Below are 17508 nucleotides of genomic sequence, written 5' to 3' on the forward strand. Positions count from 1 at the left end.
GATGACGAGCGAACAGCCTCTTCTCGAAGTCGACAATCTCAAGGTCGATTTTCATACGGCGACCGGCATCGTCCGCGCCGTGCGCGGCCTGTCCTTCACGCTCGGCCGCGAGCGCCTCGGCATCGTCGGCGAATCCGGCTCGGGCAAGTCGATGACCGGCCGCGCCATCCTCGACCTGATCCCGCATCCGGGCGTCGTCAGCGCCGACCGTATGCGCTTCCGCGGGCAGGACCTGACGGCGATGGACAAGGGCGCGCGCCGCAAATTGCGCGGCCGCCATATCTCCATGGTGATGCAGGACCCGAAATTCTCGCTGAACCCGGTCGAGACCGTGGGCAGCCAGATCGCCGAGGCCTATCGCATCCACCGCAAGGCTGGCACCCGCGAAGCGCGCGAGCGCAGCCTCGCCATGCTGGAGCAGGTGCAGATCCGCGAGCCCGCCCGCGTCTACGATCTCTACCCGCACGAGGTCTCGGGCGGCATGGGCCAGCGCGTCATGATCGCGATGATGCTGATTGCCGAGCCGGAGGTGCTGATCGCCGACGAGCCGACCTCGGCGCTGGACGTCACCGTCCAGCTCCAGATCCTCAAGATCCTCGACGATCTCGTCACCGAGCGCGGCATGGGGCTGATCTTCATCAGCCACGATCTGCATCTGGTGCAGTCCTTCTGCGACCGCGTCATCGTCATGTATGGCGGCAAGGTCATGGAGACGCTGCCGGCGGCCGAGCTCGCCGACACGGCCGCGCGCAGCCGCCGCCATCCCTATACGCTCGGCCTGCTCGAATGCCTGCCGGACCTCGACCATCCCAGGGCGAAGCTCGCCACCCTCAACCGTGACCCGGCGTGGCTGGCATGACGAACGCAGCGATCTCCGTCGACAAGCTCAACGTCTCCTTCGGCGATTCCCATGTCGTGAAGGACCTCTCCTTCGACGTCCGCAAGGGCGAGAGCTACGGCCTCGTCGGCGAGTCCGGCTCGGGCAAGTCGACAGTCTTGCGCGTGCTCTCCGGCCTCAACCGGGAATGGAGCGGCAATGTCACGATCGAGGGCGCGGTGCAGCCCAAGGTCCGCGACAAGGCCTTCTACCGCAACGTCCAGATGGTCTTCCAGGACCCCTATGGCTCGCTGCATCCCAAGAAGACGGTCGACGACACGTTGGCCGAGCCGCTCGCCATCCATGGCCTGGACAGTGCCGAGGTCCGCATCGGCAAGGCGCTCTCCGATGTCGGTTTGCCGGCCTCGTTCCGCTTCCGCTTTCCGCACCAGCTCTCGGGCGGCCAGCGCCAGCGCGTCGCGATCGCGCGGGCGCTGGTGCTAGAACCCTCGATCCTGCTGCTGGACGAGCCGACCTCGGCGCTCGACGTCTCGATCCAGGCGGAGGTGCTGAACCTGCTCGCGGCGCTCCGGCAGGAGCGCAAGCTGACCTATATCCTCGTCAGCCACGACCTCTCGGTCGTCGGCCATATGTGCGAGCGTTTGCTGGTCATGCAGTTCGGCCGCGCCGTCGAGGAAATGACGGTCGAGACGCTGGCCGCGCGCCAGCCGCAGACGGCCTATGCCCAGCAATTGCTGACCGCGAGCGCGGGCTTCCGGCGCGCGGGCTGATCAATGAGGGCAGCGGCCCTGCGCCGCGCCCTCTTTGCAGCGCGGCAAATCCGTCTCACTCTGGTCGCAGCCTTGCGCTAGCTGCTTCGTGTCCGGTTCGGATTGCGACCGGCTGGCGAGGCCTTCGCGCCGGTCCAGCGAACCGGCACCGCCTGACGGAGTTACAGGACCTATGGACGCCATCGTGGACAACGCGCTTCGGCCCGAGACCATTCCGGAGCGGACGCCAGTCCCGCCGTTCGATCTCGTGATCTTCGGCGCGGGCGGCGATCTCGCCCTGCGCAAGCTCTTCCCGGCACTCGCGCAGCGCAACCGCGAGGGCGTGCTGCCCGGTGAGAGCCGCATCCTCGCCATCGTCCGCAAGGAGGAGGATGTCGAGGGCCTGCCGAAGCAGATCGCCAAGCGCCTCGACGAGGAGGGCATCCCCAAGGACCAGGTCGAGCCTTTCCTGCGCAGGCTGACCATGGTGCTGCTCGATGCACTGAAGCCCGAGACCTACAAGACCCTGAAGAAGGCGCTGGGAGATAGCGACCGCGTCCGCTCCTTCTATCTCTCGACGCCGCCGGACCTCTTCATCCCGATCTGCGAAAACCTCGCCAAGGCCGATATCCTGACGCCGACCTCGCGCGTCATCCTGGAGAAGCCGCTCGGGCGCGATCTCGCTTCGGCCCGGGCGATCAACGATGCCGTCGCGCGCATCCTGCCGGAAAGCCGCACCTACCGGATCGATCATTATCTCGGCAAGGAGACCGTGCAGAACCTGCTCGTCCTGCGCTTCGCCAACACGCTGTTCGAGCGGACATGGTCGAGCCGTGACATCGATCATGTCCAGATCACGGTGGCCGAGACGGTCGGCCTGGAGCAGCGCGCCGGCTATTACGACAAGTCCGGGCATATGCGCGACATGGTCCAGAACCATCTCATGCAGCTCTTGACCCTCTTCGCCATCGAGCCGCCGAACATGCTGGAGGCGGGCGCCGTCCGCGATGAGAAGATCAAGGTCTTGAAGGCGCTGCGCCCGATCGTCGGGCCGGATGTCCAGCGCTATACCGTGCGCGGGCAGTACGGACCCGGCCAGATCGACGGCCAGCGCGTCAAGGGCTACGCCGACGAGCTCGGCCACGCCTCGAACACCGAGACCTTCGTCGCCATCCGCTGCGAGGTCGACAACTGGCGCTGGGCCGGCGTGCCGATCTACCTGCGCACGGGAAAACGCATGGCGCAGCGCTATTCCGAGATCGCCGTCACCTTCAAGCCTGTGCCGCATTCGATCTTCGGCAATGGCGGCGGAGACCGGCTCGACGCCAACCGCCTCTTCATCCGCCTGCAGCCGAACGACGGCGTGCAGCTCCAGTTGATGATGAAGGTGCCGGGCTCCGGCCGGCTCAAGATCGTGCCACGCCAGCTCGACCTGCGCTATTCCACCGCCTTCGACGAGCGCACGCCGGACGCCTACGAGCGTCTGCTGACGGACGTGATCCGCGGCGACCAGACCCTGTTCATGCATCGCGACGAGGTCGAGCAGGCCTGGACCTGGGTCGATCCGATCATCGCCGGCTGGCAGGATTACTACCCGCATCCGCATCGCTATGCCGCCGGCTCCTGGGGCCCGTCGCAGGCGATCGGCCTGATCGAGCGTGACGGCCGTTCCTGGGCCGATCCGGATCTGGTCTGATGGCCGGCCCGCTCGCCTGGCACCGCTTCGCCACGCTGGCCGATGCCTCGGAGGCGCTGGCAGAGGCCGTCGCGATCCGGCTGAAGGATTTGCTAGCAGGGCAGGGCAGGGCGCTTCTCGCCGTGCCCGGTGGCACGACACCGGCCGGCTTCCTCGCCGCGCTCGGCCGACATGATCTGGCCTGGGAGGAGGTCACGCTGCTGCCGACCGACGAGCGCTTCGTCGCGGCCGATGACGCCGCCTCGAACGAGCGCATGATCCGCGCGCAATTTGCCCCTCTGGCCGATGGGCGCGCCGCCTTCCTGTCCTTCCACGATCATGGCAGCGACATAGAGGCTGCCGCCGCCGTGCTCTGTACGAAGCTCGCCGAATTGCCTGATATCGACTTGCTCGTCAGCGGCATGGGCGCGGACGGGCATATTGCCTCGCTCTTTCCGGGTGGGGAGGCTGCCTTCAATGCGGTGCCGGATAGCGGCATCGTCGTCGCGCGCCCGCCGGGCCTGCCGCCGCGCTTGTCGCTCTCGCCTGCTCGCCTGCTCGGCGCGGGCTGGGCGAGCCTGCTCGTCTCCGGCGCCGCCAAGGAAGCCGTGCTCAAGGCCGCCCCCGAGCGCGGGCAGCGGCCCCTGCCGGTCGATCTTCTGCTCGGCAGCCCGCGAGGGCTCGACGTCTACTGGGCGAAGGAGTAGAGCCCGGTTTCCAGTTCAAATCGATTGAAAGACGAGGCCATGGACGAGACTGCCGCGATTGCCCGGTTGAAGAGCTGCGGCGTGATCCCCGTCGTGGTGATCGAGGACGCCTCGCGCGCCGTCGATCTCGCCCATGCGCTGGTCGCCGGCGGCATCGATGTCGTCGAAGTCACGCTGCGCCGTCCCGCTGCGATGGAAGCTCTGGCGGCCATCGCGAAATCGGTGCCGAAGGCTTTGGCGGTCGCCGGCACGGTGGTAACGCCGGCGCAGGCCCAGCAGGTCAAGGATGCCGGCGCGCAGGCCGTGGTCAGCCCCGGCTTCAGCGAGAGCGTCGACGAGGCCCTGCGCAAGGCGGGCCTGCCCTGGCTGCCGGGCGTCGCCACGGCGTCCGATTGCATGCGCGCGGTCGCGGCCGGGCGCACGACGGCGAAGTTCTTTCCGGCCGAGCAGGCGGGTGGTCCCCCGGCCTTGAAGGCGCTTTCCGGCCCATTCCCGCAGATGACCTTCTGCCCGACTGGCGGCGTGGGCTTGAAGAACCTCGGCGATTATCTCGCCCTGCCGCAGGTCATCTGCGTCGGCGGTTCCTGGCTGGTCCCGGCCGATGCGATCGCGGCCGGTGACTGGAAGCGGATCGAGACGCTGGCCCGTGAGGCGAAGGAAGCGTTCGTGAAGGCGCGGGGGTAATCACTCGCGGCTGTCATCCCGTGCGCGCTGCAGCGTGTAACGCTGCTGCGCAGACACGGGACCGCGTGACGAGAAGGCGCCTTTTCCTGAGAACGATCCCGCATCTGCGCAGCAGCACTGCGTGCCGCAGCGCGTGCGGGATGACACCCTATGACAGCTTCTCGCGCACCATCTCGGCAATCGCCAGCGAACTGGTCAGCCCCGGGCTCTCGATCCCCAGCAGGTTGACCAACCCGGCCACGCCATGCACCTCCGGTCCGTCGATGCGGAAATCCGGCATGGGCTCGGTCGGTCCGTGCAGCTTCGGCCGGATGCCGGCGTAATCCGCGACCAAAGCCCCATCCGCCAGCCCCGGCCAGTAGGTCCGGATAGCCGCGTAGAACTTCTCCGCCCGCGCCGGGTCGACCACCAGATCCTGATCGCTCTCGACCCATTCGACATCCGGCCCGAACTTCACCCGCCCGCCCATGTCGATCGTGGCGTGGATGCCGAGCCCTGCCGCTTCCGGCACCGGATAGACCAGATGGCTGAACGGCTGCTTGCCGGTCAGCGCGAAGTAATTGCCCTTGGCATAATGCTGCACCGGCACATGCTCAGCCGGAAAGCCGTCGAGCAGGCCGAGCAGCTTCGGCGCGCCATGGCCGGCCGAATTGACCACGGTCCGAACCGAATAGGTCGCGGGATCGTCGCCGCCGAAATCGACGCTGAAGCCTTCCGCCTCGCGCCGCCAGCCGGTGATCGGCGTGTTCAAGGCAAGCGAGCCGCCGGCCGCCTCGCATTCGCCGAGCAGCGACAGCATCAGCGCATGGCTGTCGACCACGCCGGTCTCGGGCGAGAGCAAGGCGATCTCGCAGCGCACCTCTGGCTCCAGCGCCTTCGCCTCGGCGCCGGAAAGCCAGCGCAACGTGTCGACGCCGGAAGCCTGCGCGCGAGCCATGATAGTCTCCAGCGCCGGCTTCTGGCTCTCGGAGGTGGCGACGATCAGCTTGCCGCAGGCCTTGTGCGGCAAGCCACGCTCCCCAAGGTAGCGGTAGAGTAGCTCACGGCCCGCGACGCAGACGCGGGCCTTCAGCGAGCCGGGCGGATAATAGATCCCGGCATGGATGACCTCGGAATTGCGGGCCGAGGTCTGGGTGCCGATGCCTTCGGCAGCCTCAGCGATGACGACCTCGCGTCCGGCCAGCGCCAGCTCGCGGGCGACCGCGAGGCCGACGACGCCGGCCCCGATCACCAGACAATCGATGTCGCTCATCGCCTGAGCCGTCAGCCGCGCTGCGGCATCGCGATCTCGATGAGGCTCGCCCAGTAGTTCACGCCCACCGGGATCGCCGCATCGTTGAACTCGTAGGCCGGGTTGTGCAGGCCGGCCGAGTCGCCGTTGCCGATATTGATGAAGGCGCCGGGGCGCTCCTCCAGCATGTAGGAGAAATCCTCCGAGCCCATGGTCGGCGGCACCTCGGTGTTGATCGCGTCCGAGCCGAAGGCCTCCTTCGTCACGCTGGTGGCGAAATCGGTCTGGCCGGCATGGTTGAAGGTCACCGGATAGCCGCGGCGATAGTTGAGCTGGTACTTCATGCCGAAGGCCTTCATCACGCCCTCGACGATCTCGGCGATGCGCTTCTCGGCGAGGTCGCGGGTTTCCGGTGTCAGCGTGCGCACCGAGCCCTTGATCTCCGCGGTCTGCGGGATGACGTTGAAGGCCTCGCCGGCATTGAGCGCTGTCACCGAGACGACGATCGACTCGAGCGGGTCGGCATTGCGCGAGGCGACCGTCTGCAACGCCGAGACGAGCGCGCAGGAGGCGACGATCGGGTCGTTGACGCGATGTGGCGCGGCCGCATGGCCGCCGAGGCCCTCGATCTTGATGTGGAGCTGGTCGGCCGCGGCCATCGCGGGACCCTTGCGGATCTCGAACTTGCCGACGGGCACACCCGGCTTGTTGTGCATGCCGTAGACTTCCTGGATGCCGAAGCGGGTGATCAGCCCGTCGTCGATCATCGCCTTGGCGCCGGCGCCGCCCTCTTCGGCGGGCTGGAAGATCAGCACGGCGGTGCCGTCGAAATCGCGGGTCTCGCTCAGGTACTTGGCGGCGCCGAGCAGCATGGCGGTATGGCCGTCATGGCCGCAGGCATGCATCTTGCCGGGCACGGTCGAGCGGTGCGGGAGATTGGTCTCCTCATGGATCGGCAGCGCGTCCATGTCGGCGCGCATGGCGATGACGCGGCCGGAATCCTGGCCCTTGCCCTTGATGACGCCGACGACGCCGGTCTGGCCCACGCCGGTGGCGACTTCGTCGACGCCCCATTCCCGGAGCTTGTCGGCGACGAGGCCGGCGGTCCGGTGGACGTCGTACATCAGCTCGGGGTGGCGATGGATGTCGCGGCGGATTGCGGTGATTTCCGGGGTCAGCGCCGCGATGATGTCGGTCTTGGGCATCGTATCCTCTGAGATGGTATGGGGCGACCGCGCAGAAAGCGGGTGCCGTCGCGCAGGCTAGCCCAGCCACGCCCCGCCTGTCCAAGCCGGTGGCGCGCAGGGGATGGGCCTTCGCGGAATGGCGGGGGCCACCCACGGGTCATCCCGTGCGCGCTGCGGCATGGAATGCCGCTGCGCAGACACGGGACCGTCTCCCAAAAGGGGCGCCTTCTCGGAGGCCGCGAGGAAAGGCGCTTTCTCGTCGCGCGGTCCCGTGTCTGCGGCGCACCGCTGCGCGCTGCACCGCGCACGGGATGACAGCGCTTCGTCGTCGGCTTCCCCGGTCTCATTCCTACGTGACCAAGGGCCATGAGCGATCTGGGTCACGATAGTGAAATAACCTGAAAAGGCGACAGCCATGATTCGGCCTTGCTTCACGCATAGAGAGCGCGCCATCCGCTCGGGCCATCGAGATTATCTGGCCTGATCCTTTCCAATTCCCCCTTACATGTCTGGTTGATGATGCGTCGCTTGTCGTTGCTTGCGTTACTGTGCGGTTTCTTGCCTGCCGCCGCCCTGGCTGATGTTACGCCCGAGAAAATCTCCTTTCAGCCGCAGGTCAAAGGCCTCGGCTGCCTGAAGCCCGAAACGAAGGCGATGATCGCCGAGCTCGTCGCCAAGATCGGTCCGATCCAGATCACCTCGACCTGCGGCGGCCGTCATGCCCGCCACTCCCAGCACTACAGCGGCCGGGCGATCGATTTCCGGCCGATGGCGACCTCGTCGCGCAAGGCTGCGGCTGCCGCCCGCGCGATCGAGAGCGTCGGTGGCGTCGGCACCTATTCCAATGGCCTGGTCCATGCCGATGTCGGCGCGCGCGAGCTGTCCTGGTACGGCCACAAGCGCAGCCGTTACGCCTCCGCCAGCAAGCGCAGCCGTTATGCGAGGCTCGCTCGCAACAGCAACTGACGAAGCCTGCCGCGCCCTTAGCGGGGCGCGGTCGTGAGCCTGTGCCGATAGACCAGATCGTTCGGGTCGGGCCTGTCGGCGACAAGGTCGCGAACGGCGCCGAGCCGTTCCGCCACTGCGGCCGAGCCTGCGTTGTCGGGCGCGATATAGCTGACCAATTCGGCAACCCCCAGCGCCTGCGCGGCCCAGCCGCGCAGTGCGATGGCGGCTTCGGTAGCGTAACCCTGTCCCTCGTGGCCCTCATAGAGTAGCCAGCCCAGCTCCTTCTCCGGGAAGAGCGGGCCGTGGCTGATGCCGACCTGGCCGATGCAGGCGCCGTCCGCGCGCCGGTCGATCATCAGCCCGCCATGGCCGTACAGGCTCCAGCACGCGATGTCGTGGCAGAACAGACCCCAGGCCTGGCGCAGCGACAGCGGACCGCCGAGCCCTGCCGCACGCGGTGACGCCAGGAAAGCGGCATAGGCGGGAAAATCCGCCTCCACCATCGGGCGCAGCACAAGGCGCTGCGTCTGCAGCGTGGGGATCGATCGGCTGCTCATGGCTGGTTCCGGAATGGCGGCGGGATCGGCGTCAGACGCCGAAGCTGGTTCGCCAGCTTGCAATATCCTCAAGCGCGACATTCGAGCCGCAGAGCACGAGGCAGATGCGCTCGCCCGGCCGGAAGCTGTCCTTCCGCGCCAGCGCCGCGGCGACGACGCAGGCCGCCGCCGGCTCCAGCAGCACCCGTCCGTTCTGAAGCACCCAGACGAGTTCGCGGACGGCGTCCGCGTCGGGCACGACGACGATCTCCTCGAGGAACTGCCGCGCCGCAGCCATGGTGCGCCTGGTCGCAAAGGGGGCGCCAAGCGTGCGCGCGATCGAGGTCGGGCGGATCGCCACCGGCTCGCCGGCCGCCAGCGCCTGCGTCATCGTCGTCGCGCCCTCGGTCTCGACGCCGTGCAGGCGCACGGCCGGGTCGAGCCCCTTCAGGGCCGCGCCGACACCGGCCGAGAAGCCGCCGCCGCCGACCGAGATGAAGACGTGGTCGAGCCGCCCGCCGGCATCGGCCGCCATTTCGAGGCCGAGCGTGCCGTGGCCGGCGATGATGGCCGGGTCGTCATAGGAATGAACGTGGGTCATGCCCTGCGCGGCGTAAGTCTCGGCCTTGGCGAAGGCGGCGACGGAATCCTCGCAGAGCTCGACCTGCCCCCCGGCTTCTTCCGTCAGGCGGATATTCAGTGCCGGCGTCGCCTGCGGCATCAGGACCAGCGCCCGCGTGCCGACGGCCTTCGCAACGAGCGAGACGGCAATCGCATGGTTCCCGCCCGACACTGTGACGACGCCGCGCTGCAGCTCCGCCTCGCTCAGCCCCATCATCTTGTTGTAGCAGCCGCGGACCTTGAACGAGCCGCCGAGCTGCAGGCTCTCGACCTTCACCCAGGTCTCGACGCCAAGCCGCGCGGAAAGCCCTGCGCTGTAATAGGTCGGCGTGCGGCGGACCTTGCCGGCAATGCGCGCCGCAGCGGCCTGGACGTCGGCAAGGCTGACGTCGAATGTGGTGACGTCGATGGTCATGGCGCTCTGGTCCTCTGCCGGGCGATTCCGGTTCGGCGGCACGAGAGCGCAGCGGATGCCCGGCCGTCAAGCGTCGGCCGTTCGGGCAGCTAGGCGCGCGGCGGCTGACCGGCTTTCGGACGCGTATGGTTGGGCGCGCGCGTCGGCAGCGGCACGGCGGGGCGGTCGGTGCGGTACTGGCCTCGTGCAATGGCGCCGAACAGGAGCATCACGGCGGTCAGCGTCATCAGCCACCAGGGCAGCAGCGGCGCGAAGCCGAAGACGCTGAGCGCGAAGGCGGTGGTGAAGGCTGCGACGCCACCGGCGGCGAGCGCTCCGGTCATGCGCCCGGCGGCGCGGATCGCGAAATAGAGGCAGGCCGCGGCGGCAGCGGCCCCGACCAGCCCGAGCTCATACCAGGTCTCGAACAGCAGGGTTGCCGGGGCGGGCTGCGGCAAGGTGCCGTTCATCTGGCCGCGCAGGACGGTGTCGAGGCCATGGCCGGTGATCACCTCGATCGGCGACTGCCGGATCACATCGGCCCAGATCGAGAGCATCTGCGCGAAATCATCGGCGCTGTCCGGCAGGATCGCGACCAGCGGCGCCATCAGGAAGGGCAGGACCGGGGCGAACAGCATCAGCCCCGCGACGATCGCCGCGATGATCTGCGTCGCGCGCTCGGGGCTGGCGGTGACCGCGCCGAAGGCGACCGCGCCGAAGATCATCGCCAGCGTCTCGCCGTCCTCGAACCGCGTCAGCGCCAGCAGCGTCACGACGAGCGCCAGCCCGAGTGCGCTCAATCCGCGTTCGCGCGAGAGCAGCCAGGCCAGCGCCGGCCAGGCCATGATCAGGATGATCGAGACGCCGCGCTCGACCGCGCCGGGCGGCGTCTCGGCATGGCGCAGCGCCGCGACCGCGATCAGCCCGAGCGCAAAGATGCCGGCGCTGCCGGTGCCGAGTGCGACGAGGTTGAGGTTCGAGGAGCGCATCCGCTCCGGCAAGGCGGAAAGGCCGACGAAGCCGAGCACGGCCGCCAGCATGAGATTGCCGGCCTTCTCGGCGGCTGCGGCCGGGAACGGACTCCAGACCAGCGACAGGAAGGCCCAGGCGATCAGGCCGATCAGGATCAGGCCGGGGCGGCTGACCAGAAGTGCCCGGAATGTGCCGACGAACCTGCGGGGGTCCTCGATCAAGGCCGCGATGATCAGCAGCGCGATGCCGATCGGCACCAGCACGACGGCGGCCCGGCGCGAGACCAGCGCGGCCAGCGGCAGGACGAGCGCCAGCGTGCCGAAGCCGATGCGCCGCAGCAGCAGCGCGGCGTCGGTGGCCGGGTCGAGCGGGGCTTGGGCGTTGTTTCGGATCATGCGTTCCGGCGGGAGTCACGGGCCTCAGTCTGTCACCCTAGCGGGCGCGGGCGCCCCCGACTGTAGGTGCGGCGCAACACTGGAAGCTGTTTTGATATCGTCGAATCGGCGACGCGGAGCACGATGATCTCCGGAGATGCCTTGCGGCCGTTCGCGCACGGTGTGGCACAGGTCTCTGGCGAAGTCGCGGCGTTCGTGAGAGAAACCGGCATGACCATGCTGGCAGCCATCCCCTTTGCGAGCGGCTTCGCGATCGACGCCTTCATGCACGGGCTCGTCGACCGGCTGAAGCGGCAGGGCCTGCGCCTCGGCGGCGTGGTCCAGCATAACGACGCGACCTGCGACGACCGCTGCATGGCGATGTCGCTGGAGGATGTCGCGAGCGGTCGGCGTTTTCCGATCAGCCAGGATCTCGGTGCCGGTGCCTCGGGCTGCCATCTCGATGCGGCCGGTCTGGCGGCTGCGGCGGCGGCTTTCTCCGATGCGCTGGCCGGGCGCGTCGATCTCGTGATCGTCAACCGCTTCGGCAAGCAGGAGGCCTTGGGCGAGGGCCTGCGCCAGGAGATTGCCGGCGCGCTGCTCGCCGGCCTGCCGCTGCTGATCGCCGTGCGCAGCGATTTCCTGCCGGCCTGGCGCGAATTCGCCGGCGACGACTGGCTTGAGCTGGTGCCGGACGAGGACGTCGTGGAACGCTGGGCATCGGCTGCGACCTCCGTCGCAGCCTGACGATCGGCATGGCAGAGGCGCCCACGATCGGCCTGATCCTCGCGGGTGGCCTTGCCCGGCGCATGGGTGGCGGCGACAAGGCGCTGAAACCGCTCGCCGGCCGGCCGATCCTCTCCCATGTCGTCGATCGCCTGCGCGGCCAGTGCGACGATCTCCTGCTCAACGCCAACGGCGATCCCGCGCGCCTCGCCGCATTCGGTCTGCCGGTCGTCGCCGACACGGTGCCGGATTTCCCCGGTCCTCTCGCCGGTATCCTCGCCGGGCTCGACTGGATCGCCGCGCAAAAACCGCAGACCCAGTGGCTGCTCAGCGTCGCAGCCGACACGCCCTTCATTCCGGATGATCTCGCCGCGCGATTGCACCATGCGCGCGTCGCGGCCGGGACGCCGCTCGCTTGCGCGGCCTCGGGCGGGCAGCAACATCACGCCATCGGCCTCTGGCCGGTCTCTCTGCGGGAGGACCTGCGCCGGGCATTGGCTGCAGGGGAACGCAGACTCGGCCGCTGGACGCAAAGCCACGGCGTCGCCGTCGCCGAGTGGCCGCTCGAGCCGATCGATCCCTTCTTCAATGTGAACACGCCCGAGGACCTCGCCGAAGCCGAGCGGCTGGTTGCGGCCGCGACCTGACCGCGCCTATCCCTCCAGCAACCTCTTCAGCGCCGCGAGGTCGCGGCTGACCATCGCCGCGTCACGCGCCATCTCGTCGTCGGACATGTTGCGCTGGAACAGCGTGAACACAATCTCGGCCCCGTCGCCATTGGCGACGACCCGCATCGGGTTGTGCATGGCCGCGCCGTGCTCGGGGATGACGGCATGGTCGAGCACGCCGTGATTGTTCGGTTCGCTGAACAGGATGCGCATCGGCCCCATCGGCGTTTCGGCACGCCAGGTCATGCCCTCGACGCGCACGAAGCTGTGGCCGAGACCTTCGGCCCAGCGGGGAAAGTTCACGGGATCGGCGAGGAAGGCATAGACCTCTTCAACCGGGCGATCGATGCCGATCCCGATATGGCGGGCGCGCTGGACGGCCATGGCAATGTCCTTCTTGAACTCGACCGTACGTCATCCCGGACGCGGCGTAGCCGAGATCCGGGACCTATTCCTGAAGCTTGACCGGAAGCGTTCCGGCATGGATCCCGGATCAAGCCCGGGATGACGGCGCGGTTCCTTGCAAAGTCAGCAGGTGGTTAAGAACAAAAGAAGAACGAAATGGCGCTTCTGTCAAGTCACCGGCAACGGCGCTCGACGGATGCTACTCGATGACGATGCGTGGTGCGGCCCGGACCGCACCGCCGAGACTGGCCTGTACCTGGCGCGCCAGCGCGACATAGGCCTTGGCATGGGGGCTCGCGGGATCGCTGGCGACGATCGGGCGGCCGCCGTCGGAGGTCTCGCGGATCGGCATCGCCAGCGGGATCTCGCCCAGGAAGGGGATGCCGAGCCGCTCCGCCTCGTGCCGGGCGCCGCCATGGGCGAAGATGTCGGAGCGATGTCCGCAGGCCGGACAGGTGAAATAGCTCATGTTCTCGACGAGGCCGAGGATCGGCACCGCGACCTTCCTGAACATCGCGACGCCGCGACGCGCGTCGAGCAAGGCGAGGTCCTGCGGCGTCGAGACGATGACGGCCCCGGCGAGCGGCACCTGCTGGGCCATGGTGAGCTGGGCGTCGCCGGTGCCGGGCGGCATGTCGACGACGAGCACGTCGAGTTCGCCCCAGGCGACCTCGCGCAGCATCTGGGTGATCGCCGAAATCACCATCGGCCCGCGCCAGATCATCGGCGTCTCCTCGTCGACGAGGAAGCCGATCGACATCACCTTGAGGCCATAGGCCTCCATCGGCGCGAGCGTCCGGCCCGAGACGATCTGCGGCTTGCCGGTGATGCCGAAGATCTTCGGCATGGACGGCCCGTAGATGTCGGAATCGAGCACGCCGACCTTGAGGCCGAGCGTCGCGAGCGCCACCGCGAGATTGGCGGCGGTCGTCGACTTGCCGACGCCGCCCTTGCCGCTGGCCACCGCGATGATCTGCTTCACGCCCGGTACGCCGGCCGGCTTGGGTGCACCGCCCGGTCCCGGGCGCTGCGCCTGCTGGCGCGCCTGCATGCCGGCCGAGGGGCCGGCCTTGTCGGCGGTCAACCCGACCAGAACCTGCGTCACGCCCGGCAGGCCGCCGACGGCGCTCTCGGCCGCCTTGCGCACCGGCTCCATCGCCGCAGCCTCGGTCGCGTCGATGCCGATCGCGAAGATCACCTTGCCGCCATCGACGAGGATATCGCCGATGCGACCGGAGGCGGCGAGCGATTGCCCGCTGGCCGGCAGCTTCACCAGTTCGAGCGCCCGCAGGACATCGGCTTGGGAGACGGTCACGTCGTTGGACTCCGTTCACTCACGGTTTCAGGCGGCCTTGCGGATATGGAACACGAGCGTGCCGTCCGCATCGCCCTGATGCTCGACGGCGTTGCCGGTCTCGCGCGCCAGGTTCGGCAGGTCGATCGCCGCCATCGGGTCGGTGCATTGGACGACGATGAGGCTGCCGGCCCGTGCGGCGATCAGCGCCTTGCGGACGTGCAGCACCGGGAGCGGGCATTTGAGGCCGCGCAGGTCGAGCGGAATCGTATCCATGGTCGCGCCCGCCGGGGCCGTTGTCGTCATGCTGCTTCATAGGACGGCTGCACGGGCGGCAGCAACCGCCGCCTTGACGCAGGTCGCTTGACCCCGTCCGCCACGCCGACGATGAAGAGGCGATCGATCGGGAGGAAGCGGGCGGCGATGGGCTCGGGCGGCCGAAGCAGGCGAGAACCGTGATGGCGAGACTGGGCGGCGGCAGATCCGATTCCGGGCTCCTCACATTGGACGAAGCCGCGGCCGACGCCGTGTCGCGCGTGCATCCGGTTGCCGGCATGCTGGAACTGCCTCTCGCCGAAGCCGATGGTCATGTCCTGGCGCAAGCGCTGATCGCGCCGCGCGACCTGCCCCCCTTCGCCAATTCCGCGGTCGATGGCTATGCCGTCCGCTTCGCCGATCTCACGACCGGCGCGGCGACCCGTCTGCCTGTCCTCGGCCGGACGATGGCCGGCGAGGCTCCTGCGGTGCTGGAGCAGGGCGCCTGGCGCATTTTCACCGGCGCGCCGGTTCCCGAGGGCGCCGATACGATCGTGATGCAGGAGGACGTCGTCGCGGAGAATGGCGCGGTCGCCCTGCCTGCCGGCATCAAACGAGGCGCCAACCTGCGCCTGGCCGGCGAGGATGTCGCGCGGAGGCAGGAGGTTCTGCCGGTCGGCCGGCGTCTGCGGCCGCAGGATCTAGGCCTGCTCGCGGCGCTTGGATTGGTCGAGGTCACCGTGCGCCGGCGTCCGCGTGTCGCGCTGTTCTCGACCGGCGACGAACTCGCGGAGCCCGGTCAGACGCTCGGCCCCGGCGCGATCTACGACGCCAACCGGGCGATGCTGCGGGGCATGCTGCTGCGGGCCGGTGCCGAAGTCGTCGATCTCGGCATCCTGCGTGACGAGGCGAGGGGGCTGGAGCAGCGGCTGCGCGAGGCCGCTACCGATTGCGATCTCGTGCTCACCTCCGGCGGCGTCTCGGTCGGCGAGGCCGATCATGTCCGGGATGCGGTTCTCGCCTGCGGGACGCTCGACCTCTGGCGCGTGGCGATCAAGCCCGGCAAGCCGATCGCGATCGGCAGCGTCACCGGGACGCCCTTCATCGGGCTGCCCGGCAACCCGGTCGCGGTCTTCGTCGGCTTCGCTTTCGTTGCAGGTCCGCTGCTCGCCCGGCTGGCCGGAGAGGCCTATCGTCCGCCGCGAGCCTGGCCTGTCAGGCTGGGCTTCGCGTATGCCAGAAAGCCGGGTCGCCGCGAATTCCTGCGCGTTTCGCTGGAGCAGGGCGTCGATGGCGCCGTCGTTGCCCGCAGACATCCCGGCGAGGGAGCAGGCTCTCTGGCCTCGCTCGCGCAGTCCGATGGGCTCGTGGTGCTCGCCGAGGATGTCGGGCAGGTCGATGCGGGCGATTCCGCGCCGTTCCTGCCCTATGCCGAACTATTCTAAGTCTGCGATCCCGTGGTTGTCGCGGATTCAAGCCAAGGGCGCTTCCGCAACCGTCCGGAGGCTCTAGTCGCGTCGGAAGATCACGCTCGCACCCCAGCCGAGGAAGAGCGCCAGCAGCACCGTGATGAGGCCGTAGAGCAGGGCCCAGTCATAGGCGCCCAGGGCCAGGCGTTGCTCGATGCCGGTCTTGATCACCTCGAAATTGGTCTGCTGTCGTGCCAGCGGCACCCCGCCGGAATAGAGCACGATGTCGACGGTGTAGGAGCCGGTCGGTGCCGTCGCGGGAATGTCGACCGGCGCGCTGAACAATGCGCTCGACAGGAAGGTGACGCCGCGCTCCTCGTAGCCGTAGAGATCCTTGGCCTGCATGATCCGGACGAGGCTTTCGCGGAAGCGCTGCAGGCCGGGATCGAGATCGACCCAACTGCCCGAGGGACGCTCGGCGTTGACGAGGCCGATGCGGTCGCGCTGCGCCGTCTCGTTGCTCATCATTTCCGCGAGTGGCCGATTGCTGGCGACATGCAAGAAGACCGGATTGTCCGGGAAGCGCCGCTGCGTCCGGTTGATCCAGATCGGGCCGAGCCGCTCCTTCTCGCGCACCAGCAGCATGCGCCGGGGGCCGCGCACGGTGACGATGATGTCGTAGGGGTCGCCGCGCGCGACCGTCCGGCCGTCTCGCTCGACCAGTCCGAACACCGTGAGCTGGCTGCCGGTATAGTTCGATGTGATCTGGATCTGGTGGCTCGACATCGCCGCGATCAGCGTCTCGGCGCGGGCCGTGCCGGCGGTCAGCCCGATCGCGAGAGCGGCGAGGGTTGCGGCGAGCCACCTCATCGCCCGCTCTCCGGCACGACCACCGAAAAGGGTTCGCTCGGCGGTATGAAGAGCTCGATGGCGAAGCGCAGGCCGACCGACAGGATCAGCAGCGCCAGCAGCAGGCGGAAGGATTCGACATTGAGATTGCGCGCCGCGCGCCCGCCGAACTGCGCGCCGATCACGCCGCCGACCAGCAGCAGCACGGCGAGGACGATGTCGACGGACTGGTTGGTGACGGCATGCAGCACGGTCGCGCCGGTCATGGTCACCAGGATCTGGAACAGCGAGGTGCCGACCACCACCGCCGGTGGGATGCGGAAGAAGTAGATCAGGCCGGGCACGAGGATGAAGCCGCCGCCGACGCCGAGCACGGCGCCGATGAAACCGATCACGATGGCGAGCAAGGCGATCGGCACAACGCTGCAATAGAGGCCGGAGCGATAGAAGCGCTGGCGGAAGGGCAGCCCCATCCACCAGGGATGCATGCCGCCGCGCCGCTTCAGCCGCGCCGGCCTGCCGGCCCGGACGCGCAGCATCGCGCGCAGCGCGTCGTAGAGCATCAGCCCGCCGATGATCGAGAACAGCGTGACATAGGACAGCGTGATCACGAGCTCGAGCTGGCCGAGCCGGCGCATCGTGTTGAAGAACAGCACGCCCAGCACGGTGCCGAGGATGCCGCCGCTGACCAGCACGCCGCCGAGCTTGAGATCGAGCGCCTTGCGCCGGAGATAGGTCAGGACGCCGGTCATCGAGGAGCCCGCGACCTGCGCCGCCACGGTCGCGACGGCCACCGCTGGCGGGATGTCGAGGAAGATCAGCAGCGGCGTCAGCAGGAAGCCGCCGCCCACGCCGAACAGGCCGGAGATGAAGCCCACCGCACCACTCAGGCCGAGAACCATCAGGACGCTGATCGGCAGCTCGGCGATCGGCAGGTAGATCTGCACGCTTACCCCTCGCAAGGCGGGCGCATGGGCATCTGCATG

The 17508-nt window shown here is 68.5% G+C and carries 19 protein-coding genes; 9 read left to right on the forward strand and 10 right to left on the reverse strand.

All coding sequences use genetic code 11. The features are described from left to right. Position 1 precedes the first annotated feature (1 nt). The 5 genes from ACFJGT_RS03995 to eda all read left to right on the forward strand — a co-directional run bounded on the left by ACFJGT_RS03995 (position 2) and on the right by eda (position 4653). On the forward strand, positions 2-859 hold the full coding sequence (locus ACFJGT_RS03995) for an ABC transporter ATP-binding protein (protein WP_377846100.1): 858 nt from the start codon (positions 2-4) through the stop codon (positions 857-859). Continuing rightward, a complete protein-coding gene (locus ACFJGT_RS04000) occupies positions 856-1608 on the forward strand; it encodes an ABC transporter ATP-binding protein (protein WP_377846102.1) in 753 nt (250 codons plus the stop codon). The genes ACFJGT_RS03995 and ACFJGT_RS04000 overlap by 4 nt, the downstream gene beginning before the upstream one ends. Positions 1609-1780: 172 nt before the next feature. Further along, positions 1781-3283: a glucose-6-phosphate dehydrogenase gene (zwf, locus tag ACFJGT_RS04005; protein ID WP_377846105.1), complete on the forward strand. Its 1503-nt coding sequence runs from the start codon at positions 1781-1783 to the stop codon at positions 3281-3283. Then, on the forward strand, positions 3283-3969 hold the full coding sequence (locus tag ACFJGT_RS04010) for a 6-phosphogluconolactonase (RefSeq protein WP_377846107.1): 687 nt from the start codon (positions 3283-3285) through the stop codon (positions 3967-3969). Before zwf ends, ACFJGT_RS04010 begins: the two co-directional genes overlap by 1 nt. Positions 3970-4008: 39 nt before the next feature. Next, positions 4009-4653 carry a bifunctional 4-hydroxy-2-oxoglutarate aldolase/2-dehydro-3-deoxy-phosphogluconate aldolase gene (gene eda / locus ACFJGT_RS04015; RefSeq protein ID WP_199084690.1) on the forward strand — a complete coding sequence of 215 codons (645 nt, stop codon included), beginning with the start codon at positions 4009-4011 and terminating at the stop codon, positions 4651-4653. A 148-nt stretch (positions 4654-4801) separates the two neighbouring features. On the opposite strand, the gene ACFJGT_RS04020 is transcribed toward eda, so the two are convergent. Beyond that, entirely contained in the window at positions 4802-5905 is a 1104-nt protein-coding gene (locus tag ACFJGT_RS04020; protein WP_377846109.1) for an NAD(P)/FAD-dependent oxidoreductase, read from the reverse strand. A gap of 11 nt (positions 5906-5916) precedes the next feature. Continuing rightward, positions 5917-7089, reverse strand: a complete 1173-nt coding sequence (locus ACFJGT_RS04025; protein ID WP_377846111.1) for a M20 aminoacylase family protein — start codon at positions 7087-7089, stop codon at positions 5917-5919. 636 nt (positions 7090-7725) lie between these two features. Here ACFJGT_RS04025 and ACFJGT_RS04030 point away from each other — a divergent pair. After that, entirely contained in the window at positions 7726-8037 is a 312-nt protein-coding gene (locus ACFJGT_RS04030) for a hypothetical protein (RefSeq protein WP_377846113.1), read from the forward strand. Between the two features lie 17 nt (positions 8038-8054). On the opposite strand, the gene ACFJGT_RS04035 is transcribed toward ACFJGT_RS04030, so the two are convergent. The 3 genes from ACFJGT_RS04035 to ACFJGT_RS04045 all read right to left on the reverse strand — a co-directional run bounded on the left by ACFJGT_RS04035 (position 8055) and on the right by ACFJGT_RS04045 (position 10937). Further along, positions 8055-8576 carry a GNAT family N-acetyltransferase gene (locus ACFJGT_RS04035; RefSeq protein ID WP_377846115.1) on the reverse strand — a complete coding sequence of 174 codons (522 nt, stop codon included), beginning with the start codon at positions 8574-8576 and terminating at the stop codon, positions 8055-8057. Between the two features lie 31 nt (positions 8577-8607). Then, positions 8608-9591: a threonine/serine dehydratase gene (locus tag ACFJGT_RS04040; RefSeq protein WP_377846118.1), complete on the reverse strand. Its 984-nt coding sequence runs from the start codon at positions 9589-9591 to the stop codon at positions 8608-8610. 89 nt (positions 9592-9680) lie between these two features. Continuing rightward, positions 9681-10937, reverse strand: coding sequence for a peptide ABC transporter permease (locus tag ACFJGT_RS04045; RefSeq protein WP_377846120.1), 1257 nt, complete (start codon positions 10935-10937; stop codon positions 9681-9683). 210 nt (positions 10938-11147) lie between these two features. On the opposite strand from ACFJGT_RS04045, the gene ACFJGT_RS04050 reads away from it, so the two are divergent. Beyond that, a complete protein-coding gene (locus ACFJGT_RS04050; RefSeq protein WP_377846122.1) occupies positions 11148-11663 on the forward strand; it encodes a DUF2478 domain-containing protein in 516 nt (171 codons plus the stop codon). 8 nt (positions 11664-11671) lie between these two features. Then, on the forward strand, positions 11672-12289 hold the full coding sequence (mobA, locus tag ACFJGT_RS04055; protein ID WP_377846124.1) for a molybdenum cofactor guanylyltransferase MobA: 618 nt from the start codon (positions 11672-11674) through the stop codon (positions 12287-12289). 6 nt (positions 12290-12295) lie between these two features. Here the strand turns inward: mobA and ACFJGT_RS04060 are convergent, their stop codons facing one another. From ACFJGT_RS04060 to ACFJGT_RS04070, 3 genes are all read right to left on the reverse strand, one after another. Further along, entirely contained in the window at positions 12296-12694 is a 399-nt protein-coding gene (locus tag ACFJGT_RS04060) for an SRPBCC family protein (protein WP_377846126.1), read from the reverse strand. A gap of 220 nt (positions 12695-12914) precedes the next feature. Next, complete coding sequence (locus tag ACFJGT_RS04065; protein ID WP_377846128.1) at positions 12915-14030, reverse strand: Mrp/NBP35 family ATP-binding protein; 1116 nt, start codon at positions 14028-14030, stop codon at positions 12915-12917. Positions 14031-14057: 27 nt separating this feature from the next. Then, the gene (locus tag ACFJGT_RS04070) at positions 14058-14315 is read right to left on the reverse strand and encodes a sulfurtransferase TusA family protein (protein WP_377846132.1); all 258 of its coding nucleotides are present in this window, start codon (positions 14313-14315) and stop codon (positions 14058-14060) included. 152 nt (positions 14316-14467) lie between these two features. On the opposite strand from ACFJGT_RS04070, the gene glp reads away from it, so the two are divergent. After that, a complete protein-coding gene (glp, locus tag ACFJGT_RS04075) occupies positions 14468-15709 on the forward strand; it encodes a gephyrin-like molybdotransferase Glp (protein ID WP_377846134.1) in 1242 nt (413 codons plus the stop codon). A 63-nt stretch (positions 15710-15772) separates the two neighbouring features. Here the strand turns inward: glp and ACFJGT_RS04080 are convergent, their stop codons facing one another. Together ACFJGT_RS04080 and ACFJGT_RS04085 are read right to left on the reverse strand one after the other, a co-directional pair. Next, on the reverse strand, positions 15773-16543 hold the full coding sequence (locus ACFJGT_RS04080) for a TIGR02186 family protein (protein ID WP_377846136.1): 771 nt from the start codon (positions 16541-16543) through the stop codon (positions 15773-15775). Beyond that, positions 16540-17469, reverse strand: coding sequence for a sulfite exporter TauE/SafE family protein (locus ACFJGT_RS04085; RefSeq protein ID WP_377846139.1), 930 nt, complete (start codon positions 17467-17469; stop codon positions 16540-16542). Before ACFJGT_RS04085 ends, ACFJGT_RS04080 begins: the two co-directional genes overlap by 4 nt. Positions 17470-17508: the final 39 nt, after the last annotated feature.

It is taken from the genome of Allobosea sp. UC22_33 (genome assembly GCF_042700715.1).
Lineage (GTDB): Bacteria > Pseudomonadota > Alphaproteobacteria > Rhizobiales > Beijerinckiaceae > Allobosea.

What these genes read in the sequence shown, in the direction of transcription:
- glp (WP_377846134.1), top strand. Translation starts at nt 14,468, where the DNA reads ATGGCGAGACTGGGCGGCGGCAGATCCGATTCCGGGCTCCTCACATTG.
- ACFJGT_RS04035 (WP_377846115.1), bottom strand. Translation starts at nt 8,576, where the DNA reads ATGAGCAGCCGATCGATCCCCACGCTGCAGACGCAGCGCCTTGTGCTG.
- ACFJGT_RS04020 (WP_377846109.1), bottom strand. Translation starts at nt 5,905, where the DNA reads ATGAGCGACATCGATTGTCTGGTGATCGGGGCCGGCGTCGTCGGCCTC.
- ACFJGT_RS04040 (WP_377846118.1), bottom strand. Translation starts at nt 9,591, where the DNA reads ATGACCATCGACGTCACCACATTCGACGTCAGCCTTGCCGACGTCCAG.
- zwf (WP_377846105.1), top strand. Translation starts at nt 1,781, where the DNA reads ATGGACGCCATCGTGGACAACGCGCTTCGGCCCGAGACCATTCCGGAG.
- mobA (WP_377846124.1), top strand. Translation starts at nt 11,672, where the DNA reads ATGGCAGAGGCGCCCACGATCGGCCTGATCCTCGCGGGTGGCCTTGCC.
- ACFJGT_RS04030 (WP_377846113.1), top strand. Translation starts at nt 7,726, where the DNA reads ATGATCGCCGAGCTCGTCGCCAAGATCGGTCCGATCCAGATCACCTCG.
- ACFJGT_RS03995 (WP_377846100.1), top strand. Translation starts at nt 2, where the DNA reads ATGACGAGCGAACAGCCTCTTCTCGAAGTCGACAATCTCAAGGTCGAT.
- ACFJGT_RS04080 (WP_377846136.1), bottom strand. Translation starts at nt 16,543, where the DNA reads ATGAGGTGGCTCGCCGCAACCCTCGCCGCTCTCGCGATCGGGCTGACC.
- ACFJGT_RS04025 (WP_377846111.1), bottom strand. Translation starts at nt 7,089, where the DNA reads ATGCCCAAGACCGACATCATCGCGGCGCTGACCCCGGAAATCACCGCA.
- ACFJGT_RS04010 (WP_377846107.1), top strand. Translation starts at nt 3,283, where the DNA reads ATGGCCGGCCCGCTCGCCTGGCACCGCTTCGCCACGCTGGCCGATGCC.
- eda (WP_199084690.1), top strand. Translation starts at nt 4,009, where the DNA reads ATGGACGAGACTGCCGCGATTGCCCGGTTGAAGAGCTGCGGCGTGATC.
- ACFJGT_RS04060 (WP_377846126.1), bottom strand. Translation starts at nt 12,694, where the DNA reads ATGGCCGTCCAGCGCGCCCGCCATATCGGGATCGGCATCGATCGCCCG.
- ACFJGT_RS04070 (WP_377846132.1), bottom strand. Translation starts at nt 14,315, where the DNA reads ATGACGACAACGGCCCCGGCGGGCGCGACCATGGATACGATTCCGCTC.
- ACFJGT_RS04000 (WP_377846102.1), top strand. Translation starts at nt 856, where the DNA reads ATGACGAACGCAGCGATCTCCGTCGACAAGCTCAACGTCTCCTTCGGC.
- ACFJGT_RS04050 (WP_377846122.1), top strand. Translation starts at nt 11,148, where the DNA reads ATGACCATGCTGGCAGCCATCCCCTTTGCGAGCGGCTTCGCGATCGAC.
- ACFJGT_RS04045 (WP_377846120.1), bottom strand. Translation starts at nt 10,937, where the DNA reads ATGATCCGAAACAACGCCCAAGCCCCGCTCGACCCGGCCACCGACGCC.